Origin of the sequence: Asaia astilbis JCM 15831 (assembly GCF_000613845.1) — a bacterium.
GTDB lineage: Bacteria > Pseudomonadota > Alphaproteobacteria > Acetobacterales > Acetobacteraceae > Asaia > Asaia astilbis.
This window is the reverse complement of the sequence record NZ_BAJT01000006.1, coordinates 133,975-149,334: the sequence shown is the minus strand read 5'-3', so window position 1 is coordinate 149,334 and position 15,360 is coordinate 133,975. Positions and strand designations below refer to the sequence as shown.

Annotated in this window: 9 protein-coding genes and 4 pseudogenes; 7 read left to right on the top strand and 6 right to left on the bottom strand. The window is 60.1% G+C overall.

The window, feature by feature from the left end; all coding sequences use genetic code 11:
• Positions 1-8: 8 nt before the first annotated feature.
• The 3 genes and pseudogenes from JCM15831_RS17110 to JCM15831_RS06215 all read right to left on the bottom strand — a co-directional run bounded on the left by JCM15831_RS17110 (position 9) and on the right by JCM15831_RS06215 (position 2,735).
• On the bottom strand, positions 9-767 hold the full coding sequence (locus JCM15831_RS17110) for a ribonuclease T2 family protein (RefSeq protein WP_232228022.1): 759 nt from the start codon (positions 765-767) through the stop codon (positions 9-11).
• On the bottom strand, positions 764-1,618 hold the full coding sequence (gene fghA / locus JCM15831_RS06220; protein WP_025823516.1) for an S-formylglutathione hydrolase: 855 nt from the start codon (positions 1,616-1,618) through the stop codon (positions 764-766). Before fghA ends, JCM15831_RS17110 begins: the two co-directional genes overlap by 4 nt.
• Positions 1,615-2,735: pseudogene (locus JCM15831_RS06215) on the bottom strand (S-(hydroxymethyl)glutathione dehydrogenase/class III alcohol dehydrogenase). The gene fghA and the pseudogene JCM15831_RS06215 overlap by 4 nt, the downstream one beginning before the upstream one ends.
• A 132-nt stretch (positions 2,736-2,867) precedes the next feature.
• Between JCM15831_RS06215 and JCM15831_RS17105 the strand changes: the two are divergent.
• The 6 genes and pseudogenes from JCM15831_RS17105 (at position 2,868) to JCM15831_RS06185 (ending at position 7,799) form a co-directional block, all read left to right on the top strand.
• Positions 2,868-3,742 (top strand): annotated as a pseudogene (locus JCM15831_RS17105) (bestrophin family protein).
• 52 nt (positions 3,743-3,794) lie between these two features.
• Positions 3,795-4,383, top strand: a pseudogene (locus tag JCM15831_RS17100) (CarD family transcriptional regulator).
• Positions 4,384-4,483: 100 nt separating this feature from the next.
• Positions 4,484-5,284, top strand: coding sequence for a glucose 1-dehydrogenase (locus JCM15831_RS06200; protein WP_025823512.1), 801 nt, complete (start codon positions 4,484-4,486; stop codon positions 5,282-5,284).
• 20 nt (positions 5,285-5,304) lie between these two features.
• A complete protein-coding gene (locus JCM15831_RS06195; protein ID WP_025823510.1) occupies positions 5,305-5,670 on the top strand; it encodes a response regulator in 366 nt (121 codons plus the stop codon).
• Between the two features lie 3 nt (positions 5,671-5,673).
• Complete coding sequence (locus JCM15831_RS06190) at positions 5,674-7,173, top strand: tetratricopeptide repeat protein (protein ID WP_025823508.1); 1,500 nt, start codon at positions 5,674-5,676, stop codon at positions 7,171-7,173.
• A complete protein-coding gene (locus tag JCM15831_RS06185; RefSeq protein WP_025823506.1) occupies positions 7,170-7,799 on the top strand; it encodes a nucleoside/nucleotide kinase family protein in 630 nt (209 codons plus the stop codon). Before JCM15831_RS06190 ends, JCM15831_RS06185 begins: the two co-directional genes overlap by 4 nt.
• 43 nt (positions 7,800-7,842) lie before the next feature.
• On the opposite strand, the gene JCM15831_RS22495 is transcribed toward JCM15831_RS06185, so the two are convergent.
• The 3 genes and pseudogenes from JCM15831_RS22495 to JCM15831_RS17090 all read right to left on the bottom strand — a co-directional run bounded on the left by JCM15831_RS22495 (position 7,843) and on the right by JCM15831_RS17090 (position 14,081).
• Positions 7,843-10,203: a translocation/assembly module TamB domain-containing protein gene (locus JCM15831_RS22495; protein ID WP_232228021.1), complete on the bottom strand. Its 2,361-nt coding sequence runs from the start codon at positions 10,201-10,203 to the stop codon at positions 7,843-7,845.
• On the bottom strand, positions 10,128-12,053 hold the full coding sequence (locus JCM15831_RS22490; protein WP_232228020.1) for a translocation/assembly module TamB domain-containing protein: 1,926 nt from the start codon (positions 12,051-12,053) through the stop codon (positions 10,128-10,130). Before JCM15831_RS22490 ends, JCM15831_RS22495 begins: the two co-directional genes overlap by 76 nt.
• Positions 12,053-14,081 (bottom strand): annotated as a pseudogene (locus JCM15831_RS17090) (autotransporter assembly complex protein TamA). Before JCM15831_RS17090 ends, JCM15831_RS22490 begins: the two are co-directional and overlap by 1 nt.
• 302 nt (positions 14,082-14,383) lie before the next feature.
• Between JCM15831_RS17090 and JCM15831_RS06165 the strand changes: the two are divergent.
• The gene (locus JCM15831_RS06165) at positions 14,384-15,346 is read left to right on the top strand and encodes a lysophospholipid acyltransferase family protein (protein WP_025823504.1); all 963 of its coding nucleotides are present in this window, start codon (positions 14,384-14,386) and stop codon (positions 15,344-15,346) included.
• Positions 15,347-15,360: the final 14 nt, after the last annotated feature.

Below are 15,360 nucleotides of genomic sequence, written 5' to 3'. Positions count from 1 at the left end.
CCCCTCACTCACGACGCGAGAACACGGCTAGGACCACTTCTTGAGCCAGAATTCAGCCGGGCAATTATCCTGCATCTGGGGTGAGTCCAGATAACTTCTGCGGCTGGAAACCGATCCATGCGATCGGGCCGCAATGTAAACCAGAGTTGCGTGAGCGCGATTCTGCCCTCATGATCCTTCTCGCAGCGGAGCTGGAGCGCCCGAGGCGGCGTGGCCCCTGTCGCTGTGCTAAAGAACCCTAGGACATCCTCTCGCCGGATTTTGCTCCCGGCACGAGCCGCGAGGAACTGCATCATCGGGGAACGAACGAAACGATGGTGAAGACTGCTCGCCGTAGCGAAGAAGACTCCCGGATCATAGCCAAAGCAGGCGCCGTGCTTGACCCATTCATGCGTCACCAGAGACGATTTCGTATGAGGCACGATCTCCAGCAGCGTCGCCTGCATCGCGCCATCAAGCACCGGTGGCGGCGCTTGCGGCCCAAGCAGATCGCACCCTTCTCGCCACCAGCGTTCGACCGGGACGTTCTCGGCCTCAAGCGCATGCGGCTCTGACGCCCAAAGCCCATGCAGCCCAACCAGAGTGCTTTGCGGTTGGCCCTCCGCACAGCCTGACCCTGTCGAACAGAACCCCGGCTGCCAGGTCAGAGCGAGCGTGTTGTGATCGAAGTCACCATGGGCGCTCGGTGTCAGCCCCGGCGAAATACCCGGTTCACTCGAGCAAGCCGCCAGAGCAAGCAGCGAGAGACAGAAGACCTTGCGGATCATGAACCGCCTCCGAGAAGACGCGCGTGATGCGCGACATGATCCCTAATCACGCTCTGGATGAACCAGTAGGAGTGATCGTAGCCGTCATGGTAACGCAAGGTCATCGGCTGACCGGCAGAAGCGGCTGCGTTCTCCAGCAGATCCGGTCGAAGTTCCTGCGCCAGAAACTGGTCAGCGGTGCCCTGATCGACGAGGATCTCGCCGGGATGACGCCGACCGGCTTCGATCAGAGAGACAGCATCCCATTCCGCCCAAAGCTTCCTGTCAGAACCGAGATAGGCGGAAAAGGCCTTCTCACCCCAGGGCACGATTGCAGGGTGCACGATCGGAGCAAGCGCGCTGATGGAACGCCACAGATCAGGCTGACGCAGCCCGTGGACCAGGGCCCCGTGCCCCCCCATGGAATGGCCCATGATCCCGAAGGATGAGCCACTCTGCCCAAACGCGTAGGCGACGAGCCCCGGGAGCTCCTCGGACACATAACTGCCCATGCGGTAATGGGCTGACCACGGTGCCTGCGTGGCATCGAGGTAGAACCCGGCTGACGTGCCGAGATCCCAGCTTTCCTCTTCGCCCTGAGCACCCGCACCCCGTGGAGAGGTGTCAGGTGCAATTAGCATCATCCCTGCTTCGGCTGCGTAGGCGATCACGCCCGATTTTTGCAGGAAGGTCTCATGCGTGCAGGTCAGCCCGGCGAGGAGGAAAAGGACCGGCACCTTCTCGCCACGCAACGCAGCTGCAGGCTGGAACACCATAAAACGCGCTTCGAGCCCCAGACTTGCCGAGTCATGGGCCATGACGCTGACCGCGCCCCCATGACAGAGCTGGCGGGAGACGGTCTTCAACGTCATGCGTCGAATTCCACAACCGAGCGGATCGATTTGCCCTGGCTCATCAAATCAAAGCCGTGATTGATCTCAGAGAGCTTGAGATGCTGGGTAATGAGGGATTCGATATTGATCCGGCCCTCCATATACATATCCACGATCTTCGGAACATCGGTACGTCCACGTGCCCCGCCGAAGGCCGAGCCGATCCAGCGCCGTCCGGTCACGAGCTGGAAGGGACGCGTGCTGATTTCCTGCCCAGCCCCGGCCACGCCGATCACACAGGAAACACCCCAGCCGCGATGCGCGCATTCCAGAGCCTGCCGCATGAGCTTGACGTTACCGATACATTCGAAGGTGTAATCAGCGCCGCCGCCTGTCAGCTCGATGATATGGCCGACTAGATCACCGTCAGGTCCCAGATCGGCAGGATTGACGAAATCGGTCATTCCGAATTCCCGGGCGATTTCCGCACGGGCTGGATTGAGGTCCACACCGATGATCTGACGCGCACCGACCAGCTTGGCGCCCTGGATCACGTTCAAGCCAATGCCACCCAGACCGAAGACGACAACCGTGGAATTGGCTTCTACCTTGGCGGTGAACAGAACAGCCCCGACACCCGTCGTGACGCCACAGCCGATATAGCAAATCTTGTCGAGCGGCGCGTCGCTCCGAACCTTGGCCAGCGCAATTTCAGGAAGAACGGTGTAATTCGCGAAGGTGGAACATCCCATATAATGATGCACCGGCTTGCCGCGATAGGAGAACCGCGTCGTGCCATCGGGCAGAAGTCCCTTGCCCTGTGTCGAACGGATCGACGTGCAGAGATTCGTCTTGCGCGACAGGCAGGATGGGCAGCTCCGGCATTCCGGGGTGTAGAGCGGGATCACATGGTCGCCGGGCTTGAGCGACGTCACACCCGCTCCGACTTCACGAACGATCCCGGCGCCCTCATGGCCGAGGATCGCCGGGAACAAGCCCTCAGGGTCTTCGCCGGAGAGGGTAAATTTATCGGTGTGACACAGGCCCGTGGCCTTGATCTCGACCAGAACCTCGCCCGCACGCGGGCCTTCAAGCTGCACGGTATCGATTTCAAGGGGGCGGCCAGCTCGAGAGCCAACGCTGCGATGACATCCATGCTCAGTTTCCTCTGAAAAACAGGGGTTTCACGATACGTCACTTAACGTGGTGACTTTTAACGCGTTTTATCGCGATCGTCGTGGCAGGATCTTTATCTTGCCGCACTCAACAGATTGAGGACCAACAGACTTTGATCGTCGATAAAACTTACGGCCTGTGGATCCTGCTGCGCGAAACAGCCGTCCCTCTGGGTATTCTGGCCCTGTGGGATTTCGTTGTCGTCATTCTCTATCAGGTTTATCATCAGGAGTGGATGGAGCAGCCTGCCCTTCCCGTCTCTCTCATGGGTTCCGCCCTCGCCCTGTTTCTGGGTGTGCGAAACAATGCCGCCTATGCGCGCTGGTGGGAGGCCCGCTCTCTTTGGGGTCTGATCACCAATAACTCCCGCTCATTCGCCCGCGAGGCTGCGACCCTTCTTGGTGGTCGGCCCGATCTGGCGCGCGCATGGCAGCCTATCCCTATCTCCTGCGCACGGCGCTCTCCAATCTGGAACAGGGGCCTGAAGCCAAAAAGCTGCTCACCCCGGCGATGTACGCCCGGGTGATGTCGCGCACCAACAAGCCCAATGCGCTTTTGTATGAAATTGGCCTGGGTGTGGCTGAAGAGGTCGCGTCGAAGAACATCGATGGCGCGGTTCACGGCACAGTGGACCGTATCCTGTCGGACCTTGCCAATGCTCAGGGCGGCCTGGAGCGCATCAAGAACACGCCTCTGCCCGTTCAGTATTCGGTGCTGCCGCTTCTTGTGGTACATGTGTTCTGCATTCTCCTTCCCCTGTCTACAGTGCAGTCTCTTGGCTGGATTACCCCGCTGGGCTCGAGCCTGGTCGGTTTTCTCTTCCAGGCACTGGACAAGAGCGGTCGCGATCTTCAGGAGCCTTTTGTCCCCAGCAAGCACGCCCTTCCCATGCTCACCATGTCGCGCAACATCGAAATCGATCTGCTGCAACCGATTGGAGACGAGGTCGGCAAGCCTATCGCTGCAACCCGCGGCGTTCAGCCCTAAATCTCGTCGCAACGCGAGACAAACTGTGGAATTTCTGATATAGGCCTTGGCCATGAGCACGTTCAAAACTCCTCCTAAGGGAGGCATGACAGATGCGATGGCACGTACCGCCGCCGCGCTGACCGCCACTCAAGCTGACTCTCATGGCGGAGACGACGATCCCTTCCAGGAAGGGGACTCAATCGTCTATGCCGCCCATGGTGTCGGGCGCGTTGACCGCATCGGCATTGACGAGATTGCCGGAACGAAGCTGGAGATCATTCAGATCTCCTTCCCCGGCAACCAGATGACCCTGCGTATTCCGCTTTCGAAGGCTCGCAAATCGGGCCTGCGCAAGATCGTGACGCGCGATATCGTCGACAAGGCAATGTCGATCATCAAAGGCAAGCCTCATGTCAGCAAAGGCATGTGGGCGCGTCGTGCGGTTGCGTATCAGGAAAAGATCAACTCTGGCGATCTGATCCAGATTGCGAGGTTCTTCGGGATCTGCGCCGCAACGTCGACAGCTCGATGGCAGCTTCAGCGAGCGCAAGCTCTTCGAAGCCGCTCAGGAACGTTTCGTCAGCGAGGTCGCCGTGCTCGAGGGCAAGGACCCGACTGCCGTACTGCAGGCTCTGACCGAGACCATGAAGGCAGCCTGATCCGTCAGGCATCCTTTTTCCGTCGCCGGCGTTTCACCTCCCGAATTGATCTATCAGGGCTGCAAACCCTGACAGATGATCTGAACAAGGAGAGTGCCGCGTGACGGAAAATTCCAGCAAACGCTTTGCCAACAAGAAAATCCTGATCACTGGTGCGTCACAGGGCATCGGCGAAGATGCCGCCCTGTATTTTGCACGAGAGGGCGCTCAGGTCGCGATCAATGCGCGTAAAGCCGAGAAACTCGAACCCCTGCTGAAAAAGCTCGCCAAGCCCGCCGCTGGAGAGCATCTGATCGTCGCGGGTGACATGTCGGTCGAGGAAGACGTCGATCGGGTGATGAAAGAGGCGCTCGATGGTTTTGGCGGTCTCGATGTCTTGATCTGCAATGCAGGCATGCAGATCGAATGTCCTTCGGAAGACATCACCTTCAAGGATTTCAACGCCGTCATGGCGGTGAACGTGACGGGTGTCGTGCTCTGCGCTCGTGCCGCGCTCAAATACTGGCGCGAGAATGAACGCGAAGGCAACATCATCATCAATAGCTCTGTGCACCAGCAGGTCCCGAAGCCTCATTATCTCGGCTATTCGGCCAGCAAGGGAGCTGTCGGGAACATCGTTCGCACGCTGGCTCTGGAATATGCCCGCTACGGCATCCGTGTGAACGCCGTTGCCCCGGGCGCCATTGTGACGCCCATCAACGATGCCTGGACCAAGGATCCTGAGAAGTACGACGCAACGGCCAAGCACATTCCGATGCGCCGCCCCGGCGAATGTCGCGAAATCTCGGACGCTATGGCCTTTCTTGCGTCGAAGGAATCGAGTTATATCACTGGCCAGACCTTATTCGTCGATGGCGGCCTGACACTCTATGCCGATTTCGAACAGAACTGGTCATCCTGAACTGACCGAGATCCGCACCAATGCCTACCCCGCCTACCGTCCTCGTCGTCGAGGATGATTTTCTTATCAGGGCTTGCCTGATCGAATTTCTCGAAGACAGCAATGTCGAGGTGCTTGAGGCGGATAGTTGTGAGACAGCGCGCGGTTTCATCCAGAGCGACCGCGCGCTCGACCTCGTGATCCTAGATATCAGCCTTCCTGATGGAAGCGGCACGGATCTTGGCCGGGAAACGCGGCAGCTCCACCCCACCCTGCCCATCATCTACACGACCGGTCACGGCGTCGCCCTGGAGGGTCACTCTCCCCTTGATCGCGTGATGACCAAGCCATACCAGTTCGATGCCATTCTCTCTGTCGTGCACGAGCTGGTGCCTGCTGCCGCCTGAGTCATGTCCCCCGCCTCTCTCTCACTCTCCGGCGCATGCCATTCACAAGCCGCGCTGAAAGAGGCCTTCCTCGAGGGCAAGACAGAGTCATGTCTGGAGATTATCCGCGATCTGGCCTGCGTATCGGGGACCGGTCGCCATCCAGCAGAAATGCTCCTCCCGGTTGCCGAGGCCCACGACAGACGTGCGGAATTACTTCGTCTGACCGAAACCCTCGCACAGACGAACGCTCAAGATTGCCGCCTCTTGGAACTTGGCGCTGTCCTGCACATGCAGCTCGGCCATCTCCAAGAAGCCGAAATGCGCCTGCGTGAGGCGCTCCGACGGCGCCCCCGGCATTTGCCTGCCCTGAGTGCTCTCGCTCTGACGCTCACTCAGGCCGGACGCTTCGACGAGGCGCATGACGTGCTGTGCACCATGCGCGATCTCGATCCGGGCGATCCCAGTGCGCTGTCCAACGTCGCCTATCTGACCGCAGCTAGGGGCGACGTTCAGGGCGCAATCAATCTCTACCGTCAGGCAATTCAGCTCAAGCCAGACCATCCTCAGATGCGGCTGAACTACTCGATCGCCCTTCTCAAGGCAGGCTATTTCCAACAGGGCTGGTCGGAGCATGAATGGCGGTTCCGTCTGCCTGGCCACACAAGTCTGCCCATGTCCCGCCTTTTGCCCAACATCACGCCGGCTCTCGATATTAGGGGCAAGCGGGTGCTCGTCACGCAGGAAGAGGGCTATGGCGACACCTTCATGTATCTGCGATTTTTGCCTCTTCTCGCAGAGCTCGGTGCAGTCATCCGGGTCTGGGGCGCGGATATCATGGCCGATCTCTGTGCCCGGGTTCCCGGGGTCGCGGAAATACAGGTCGGTGGTGAAACGCCGGAATACGACTATCACTGCCCGTTCATCAGTCTGCCTCGCGCTTTTTCGGGAACCAGACATCCTTTCGGCAGAGACATGCCCTATCTCGCCGCCGACCCGGAAAAATCGGCGCGTTTCGCCGAGCAGCTTGCCCATGATCGCGCTCTGCGTGTCGGGCTGGTCTGGGCCGGTGCATCGCGCAGAGATCAGACCGAGCCTTTCATGCTCGATCAGCGGCGCTCAATGCCCCTCGAGACGCTCCAGCCCCTCTTCAATATTACCGGCGTGAGCCTGTACAGTCTGCAAAAAGGCCCTGCTGCTACGCAACTCGGAAATGTCGAAAGCGGTATCGTCGATCTGATGGATCAGTGCCACAGCATGGACGATACGGCGGCCCTGATCGATAATCTCGACATGATTGTCTCGGTCGACACCTCGGTCGTGCATCTGGCTGGCGGCATGAACAAGCCGGTCCTGCTTATGGACCGGGTCAACCCCTGTTGGCGCTGGCTGACCGATCGGGTCGACAGCCCCTGGTACCCTTCCCTCCAGATTGTGCGCCAGACCAAGGCCTGGGACTGGAGCCCCGTCATCTCCTCCGTGCGCGATATTCTTGACGACGCAGCAAGGCAGAAAACTTCATGACCTCAAGCTTTGACATGGCAAGACAGCGTCTCGACGGGCTTCTGACCCAGCCGGGACGGGTTATTCTAGGACTGGTCGGCGCCCCCGGTGGCGGCAAGTCGACATTGGCAGAGGGCCTTGCCGCGCATTATCCCGATGAGGCCGTCGTCGTGCCTATGGACGGGTTCCACCTCGCCAATTGCGAGCTGCGTCGTCTGGACCGCGCAGGCCGTAAGGGAGCGCCCGACACATTCGACGCCGCTGGTTTCACAGCCCTTCTGGCGCGCATCCGTCACCAGAAAACGGAGACCGTCTACGCACCGTATTTTGCGCGCGAGATCGAAGAGCCGATCGCAAACGCAATCCCCGTTCTGCCTGACCGCAAACTGGTCATCGTCGAGGGGAATTACCTTCTCTGCGACGGCGCATGGGCCGGAGTCCGGGAATATCTGGATGAAAGCTGGTTCGTGGCGACAGACGAAACGCTCCGCAATCAGTGGCTCGAGGCACGCCATGTCCATTTTGGCCGGACGATTGAAGAAGCCCGTGAGTGGATCGCCGTCACCGACGCCCCCAATGCCCGGATCATCCTGGAGACCCAGGCCAAAGCCGACTGGCTCTATCACCCTGAATGGCAACAGGCCTGAGAACACAGGCGATCACGCGTGGGGCAGAGCGCCGCCCCACGGCTCAGTAATCAAAGCCGTAGCTGACACCCACACTTGAACCCGGATCGTTTTCCGGCGTGGTGAACCCTGTCACCTGACCGCCCGTTCCGACTGTCGTGTTAAGCTTCAGTCTCTTGGTCAGATCGACCTGAACCTGTGCCTGCGTTCCGGTGCCGCCTGTGGCCTGCTTGGCGCCCACATAGACGCCCTTCATCACATATTTACCCGCTTCGAGGCTCGCACCTCCATTATCGACGCCACTGCCGCCGCCCACGGCGAGACGGTCGAGCCCCAAAAGACCGCGCACCTTGTTGAGCGGGTCGAAGGACGATCCGCCGGTCATCTGCGCGACTGCTGCCGCCAGACTCGCAAGCTGCGTCGGAGACAGCGACGCAGTGGAGCTGCCGAAGAGCAGCATGGAGAGGACCTGATCGCGCGGCAGGCTGGGCTGCGAGGCAAAATCGATCTTGGGCGCGCTCGCATAGCCGCCGACAACCAGACTCGCTATTGCGCCCTGCACATTGCGGTCGGCCCGGAAATCGAGTGACGGATCGAGCTTGTGATCGACGCCTGACCCGTCAAAGGCAACACGTCCCTTGGTGAAGTTGAGATTGACGCCCGCAAGATTGAAGAAGCCCCTCTTGAGGTCGAAGCCACCGGAGATGTCGGGCGCCGAGCTCAGACCGCCCACATGGAGCTTGCCGGACATCTCGGCATCGAGACCGTGACCGCGGACAAAAAACGAGCCCGGTGACAGCACGGAGACGTCCAGTCCAATCACCAGAGAGCTCGCACTGGTCTCCTGCTTCTCACCGGGCCGGATAACCGTCAGTTGCGGCACAGAAGCTGGCATGGAGTTCGGGATATTGACCACGACGGAAGGCAGGCGAATACCGCCATCGACATCAAGACGCGATGAGAGCTGTCCATGGGCGCGTAGATCGGTATCGATCACGGCTGTGAGCAAATCACTCGTTACAGGCTGGGCCTTACGCGCCACGATCCTGATATCGATTGGCAGGCCCGGTCTCAAAACACCGACCGATCCGCTGAGCCCGATTGTTCCCTTGCCCGCATGAGCCACAACATTTTGCAAGGTCAGGCTGTCATTGGCGGCAACGATGGCACCGTTGATTTCTGTCAGCCTTACGCCTTGGCCATAATGCGCAAAATTGATGTTTTCGAGCGTGACCTGTCCGTTCGCTTTGGGCGCCGTAGCCTGCCCGTTTACGGCCAGATCGATCCTGCTACGACCGCTCACCCCCATTCCCTGAGCGCCAAGAATGGCATTGGCGACCGAGAGATCGACGCTCCCATTCATCCTGACATCGATCGGCCCTGTTGCCGTCAGCGGGACCTTTCCTGCGACACGCAGCGCGATGGATTTTCCAGCATCGGCCTGAGCCGTGAGCTGCGCAGACTGGCCGGAAAGAGTCGTGTTAGCCTGAAGCGCGAGCGGCGGCAGGGAGGCGGCCGGTCCGTTCCGAAGCCTGAACCCATGCAGGGTGACGGAAGCCGTCCCGGTCGGTCGGGCAATATCGCCGCCAAGATCGGCCTGAGCAGAGAGAACACCAGCCGCGTCGAACCCCGTGACGAACGGCTTGGCCAGAGCGGGCGTGACCTGAGCGAGACGCAGATGCAGATTGAGCTTCGGTTTGACTGTTCCCGCAAGGCTGAGCGTCGCAGGAGCCACCCCGGCAGGCGCGACCGCAAGTTGCAGACGATCGACGCCCATCTCCGTTCCAAAGACGATCTGGCTTCGTCCTGAAAGACGGATCGTCTCGCCTTTGACAAGGCCGGCAAGGCGATCAAGGCGCACAGTCTTGCCCGGCAAATCGAGCAAGAGCGCCGTATCCAGCGTCGCAGGAGCGGCCATGACGTTCTGAAACGCCCCGTTCAGGGAAAGCGCGAGCGCATCGAGCGGGCCCTGCGCGGCAAGCTTCGCCGAGCCTTTGATTGCCTGAGCCTCAATCCCCGCCAGAGCCAGTTTCAGATTGAAAGCAGGCTTGTTGACCGGGTCGTTGATTGTCCCGCCAAGGTCAATCTTGCCGATACGGGCCTCAGGCGCGCTCACGCCTCCCTTGAGCGAAAGGGTGACGATGGGCGGTGTTTTTTCAGAGGCCTCGCTGGTGTGAAGGTCCAGAACAAGGCGACCGCCAAGCCGCTTTCCGGCCAGAGCACTGAAATCGTTCAGGTTGCCAGCGGTGATTGCCAGCGTTCCCAGCGGGATCCGCGCAGCCGGTGGGAGGGTCAGATGCGCCTTGCCAACTAGGCTGGCCCAGTCCAGCTCGGTCAAAGTGAGTTCTGTCAGACCGTCTTCGTGACGCGAAAACGCGGCATCGAGCGCCAGCTTGCGACCGTCCAGCTTGCCATCGGCGCGCAACGTGCCTCTGGCCGGGAGGGGAGATGCGACGCGGCGAGATCGAGCATCAGCGGGCCCGCAGGCACATCGCTTGCCCCGATATCACCCTTGATCTGTATTTTTGCTGCGAGATCCTGAAACGGCCCCTCACTATGAGCCTCCAACCCCAGATGCCCATGAAGCTGCGGCGCTGCCGCCTTGAGATCAGGCAAGGTCAGCGACAGATCGTTGATCAGAGACGAAACCTTACCCAGCTCAACAGACCCGTGATCACGCAAAGTGAGCGCGCGACCATCGACACTCAGGTTCTTGATCTCGACATGCCGCCCGTCCCTGCTTTCGGGTGACGCCGTCACATCGAGACCGATTTTGCCGTCCTCCCCGATGAGAGAAACAGCCTGCTTCATCCCCCCGGTAATCGAGAGCTGATCGAGCAGCTTGAGCTGTGTTTCCCCCTGTGGGCGATAGATAAAATCGGCGTGGGTGACGCTATGCCCCTGCAAGTCGACATGTCCGATCGACGCAAGCGGTGCGAGATCGGGGAGGACGAGATCGATCACCCCGCTGAGATCCGGCTTCAGCTTCGCCGAGCCGTTGAGCTGAAAGAGTTTATGAGAGACTGCGAGCATTACAGGCTGCCCCTCGGCATTCGGGAGCGCGGTAAGACTGGCATCGATCGGCGCCCCGGCAAGGAGAGCGCTGGGCACGCCAGGCACCCGCACACCCTCGGCACGCAGCGTCAAAGCGAGCTTATCGGCGCGTGACGCCCTCCCCTCATCCCCCTTGAAACGAGCCGAAAGATGCGTGACTCCGGCATCGGCCGCTGCCAGAGAGTCGAGATCGAGCGAGCCACTCCCCGATGGGGCAAAGAGATCACCGTGCAGCTCGGCGGCCAGTGCGAAGCTCGACCACGCGACGCCGGGCATGGGTGCCATTGCCGGTGTCGTGGCGTTCAGGCTGAGCGCACCTTGATGGTGGACAAGATCGAGCGTGCCTTTCGCCTGAGTTTTGACCGCGCCCGCCGCCAGATCGAGATGGAGCTGATTGGCGCGCAGCTTGCCCTTGAGGTCGAGATCCAGCGTCAGAGGATCGAGCGTCTCGATCTTTGCAAACTGGGTGACGAGACCCTGGGCACCATCTTCGACTCTCAGATGCATATCCAGCGTGTCACGCGGTGTGTTCAGAGCAAGAGCGATAGTCGCCGGACGGTCAAGCCGCTTGAGGATCAGACCCAGATCGGCCTCAGGAAGACGATCGACTTTCAAACCGTCGAGAATGGGCGCCAGATCGGCGAGGGTCAGATGACCATGAGCCGATACGCTCAGCGGAAAGCCTGCAAGTGACTTCCCAATGTCGATACGCCCGATATCGAGCGTCTGAAGCGCAATCCTCAGATGCAGGCTGGAGGGTTCATTCGAGCTGGGCGGTGACGGCGGCGCGGCTGGATCGGAAACCGGCAAACGGTCGAACCGTAGGGCTTGTGCCTGAAGCAGCGAGGCCGAGACCGATTTATGCAGCAAAGCGAGAGGCGACCAATTGAGCCGCAGCTCGTCGATCGCCAGATACGTCCCCAGATGATCGTTGATTTTGAGCTGGCGAAGGTGAAGCCGGTAAGGGAAAGCCCCATCCAGCCCCTCGATCTGCACCATGCCCCCCGTCAGGCTCGCAGTCTGGCGTTCGATGACACGCTGACCGTACGGGATATTGGCAAAGACAAGAATTCCCGCCGAAGCGAGCGTGACCAAAGCAACAGGCACACCGATGATCAGTGCCGCACACCAGAGCGAAATGCGCTTCCAACGCGCCATGCGCGGTGTTTTGCGTGACGATGTACGCGATGCTGATGCTGCGGTTTCGGGATGATCGTTCATCAGAATGTCTCCCCGAGACCGATATAAAGTTCCCATTTATCGCCGTGAGGCGGCCGATTGGCTGGCAGGGCAACGTCCAGACGGACGGGGCCGATCGGCGTGTAGTACCTCACACCGACGCCATAGCCGACGCGCAATGTCCCCTGAAAAGGACGGCTTCCCGCACCGACCTGACCGGCATCGACAAACGCGGCCGCACCGAAGCTTTTCAGGATACGCTGGCGGAATTCGACAGACCCCGCATCGAGCGATGTGCCGCCCACGCCGTATTTCCCGTTTTGCGGACCGACACCCTGATAGCGGAATCCGCGCACCGTCGCCGGACCACCGGCATAAAGACGCTGATCGGGAGGGATGTCATAGGTCGTCGCTCCCTGCACCGACCCAACAAGGCCGCGAACCGCAATCACCGAACGGCCGGGCGCGGTCCACCCAAAGCGGTGCAGATCGAAATAGGTCGATGCACTGGCGCTCATGATGGTGAAAAAGGATGTGCCACTCTCCAGCGAGACCGAAGGCGTCAGATTGACTGTAGCTTCATGCCATGGGTCGCCGGTCGATCGGATTGGCAACGTCGGTACTGTCGTAAACAGCGCCCAGAGGAAGCTGGGCAATCAGATAATCTTTCGAATTTCCGAACTGCTTGATGTTTTCCTGCTCGGCAAGAACACTTCCATTGACGCTCCAGCGCTTGCTCAACCGTCGGATCAGCCCCCCGCGCACAAGGATCGCAGTCTGCTGGTAGGAATAGAGCAACTGACGAATGCCCTCGACACGCAAGCTCAAATTCTGGTCACGACGCAGAAAATCGGGCTTGAGAAAATCCGCATACACATCGTAGCCAAGCCCTTGCTGGGCAGACCCACCCAACCCCGTGACAAGGGCCGTCAGCTTGAGCTGTTCTGCTCCGCCAAGCAGGTTCCGATGCGTCCAGCTCGCCCCGGCGCGCCCGCCAAGATCGGTCGAATAGCCGAGCTGACCCGAGACCGTGTGACGCTTGCCCTCAGTGAGCGAAAAATGCAGGGGCATCGCCTGAGAGACGTCCGGCGTCCCCTTCCCCTGAGCGACGGCAACGAGCGGCGGGGCATCATGCACGCCGACTGAAGAAAAGATCCCCACACCCGCAAGATCCTGCCGGGCCTCCTCGATCTTGCTCGGCCTGTAGAGCTGTCCTTCATGCATCAGAAGCCGTTCACGCAGGAATTTCTCTCTGGTGCGTTTCTGGCCGCTGAAGCTGATGGGGCCAATATCGACCACCGGGCCCACACCAACCGCAAATTCGAGGTCGAGGGTGTGCGTGGCTGGGCGCAGATAGGCAACAGGCGTGCCGACGGTCGCGAGAGCATGCCCCTGTTCCAGTAAGGCGTGCTGGAGACCGGACTGCGCAGTCAGCACATCCGATGCAATCGCCTTTTGCCCCGTCTGCAGACCGAACGCCTTACGTGAGTCCGCATCCAGCGTGACCGGATGCCGGGACGGCTGCGCGGCAGCCTGACCCAAGCTGCCCTTGGCAGGCACTTTCTCAGAGGTCTTTTCAGACGACGGCGGCGGATCACCCCGAAGGGGCCCTTCAACCAGCGTCACCTTCCCAATGTGGAATTGGGGCCCCGTTACGGGTTTGATCGTGATCCGCAGCTTTTTGGACGACCCTTCTGCCCCAACAGATGCAGCCGCCAGACGATCGGGCAAAGCAGGGTCCTGACCATCGACAGTCTGGCCATCGGGCAGCCGCACCGTGATCTCGACCTTTCCCGCATAAAAACCCCGGCTTTCAAGCGCCGTCTGCACGCGATCGAAATCGCCTCTGATGCGTCCAGCCAATGCGTACGGATCGACCGCTTTCGTCTTTTGCAACGTCACAAGGGTAGAGGACGCACGAACCATCGGATCGAGCTCGGGGTCCGAGGAGGGAGGGATCTCGACAGCGTAGCTCTCATCCTTACCCGGCGCCGTATTGTCGGTCTTGGAAGACTCTTTGGGCGCTGCAAAGGCGGCTGGCCCCTGAGAAACAACACTGGCAAGGCACAGTGAAACCGCAGCACGGATCAGGAGCCCTTCACTGGAAAGCGGGGCCCTCGGTCCGGCGGAGGAATAACGAAGAAGCGAAACGCGGCAGAACGACAGCAATGGAGCTCCTGCTGTTGGGTCAATTTTCTCAAGCCATGGATGAAAAGCGTGTCGAGATCATGTCATGGGCACATAGGCAATAAAAGACGCGGGAGTTGTCTTTTCGTTCAAACCTTAATCAGGTGATGCTTCATGCACTCTTAACCAAATCGTCGCAGCAACGCAGTTGTCCGAGATGGCCCTCTTGCGTTAGAGAGAACGTAATGACTGACGCCATTACGCGCCGCCGTCCCACGAGTGACGCTCCCGGCCCCGATCCCTGGACCGCTCCTTTCGAGCCGGCTCTTCCGCTTGCGCCTGCGTCGGGAAACCGCGTCGTCTGTCGCCTCCGTGCGATCCGACGTATGGGTCTCTCCTGCCTCTGGACCCTGGTTGCCAGCGTTCCGCAACGCCTTCTTCTTCGTCGCAAGAGCGCGGCCAAAATCGTTTTCGCCCGTTTTTACTGGGCATCGATCTGCAGAATTCTCGGGCTCAAAGTCCATGTCATCGGCGACGTGGCTGGCACGATCCGTGACAACGTCGCGGTCAAAAATGGTGAGCGGCCGATCATCTTTGTCGCAAACCATTCTTCCTGGCTCGACATTGCCGTAGCTGGCGGCATCCTGCCGACTGTGTTCGTAGCCAAGCAGCAGATTGCGGACTGGCCCGTCATTGGAACACTGGCGCGTCTGGGCAGAACGATCTTTGTCAGTCGCCAGCGCAACAATACGGGGCGTGAGCTTCAGGCAATGACCGACCGGCTCAATGACGGCGACAACCTGATCCTTTTCCCTGAGGGCACCTCGACCGATGGCACACATGTGCTGCCGTTCATGTCCTCATTCTTCGCCATCGCCAAGCCAAGCCGGATCGACAACGCCCAGCCGACGCCCCCTTCCGTCCTGATTCAACCGGTCTCGATCGTCTATGACAAGCTGGACGGCCTGCCCATTGGCCGTGCGCGACGCACCGCGCTTGCCTGGTATGGCGATATGGAGCTGGCCCCTCACATCTGGTCCGTCACGCAATGGCGCTCCCTTGGGGCGACGGTTATTCTCCACCCCCCGGTCGATCCCGCAGATTTTCCGAGCCGGAAAGAGCTTTCAGCCGCTGTTCAGGACATCGTGGCACGCGGGGTTGCCGAGCTTCATCAGAATCCTGATCGTCTTGATGCCGTTGCTTCCTGAAGCGCACCTGCCTG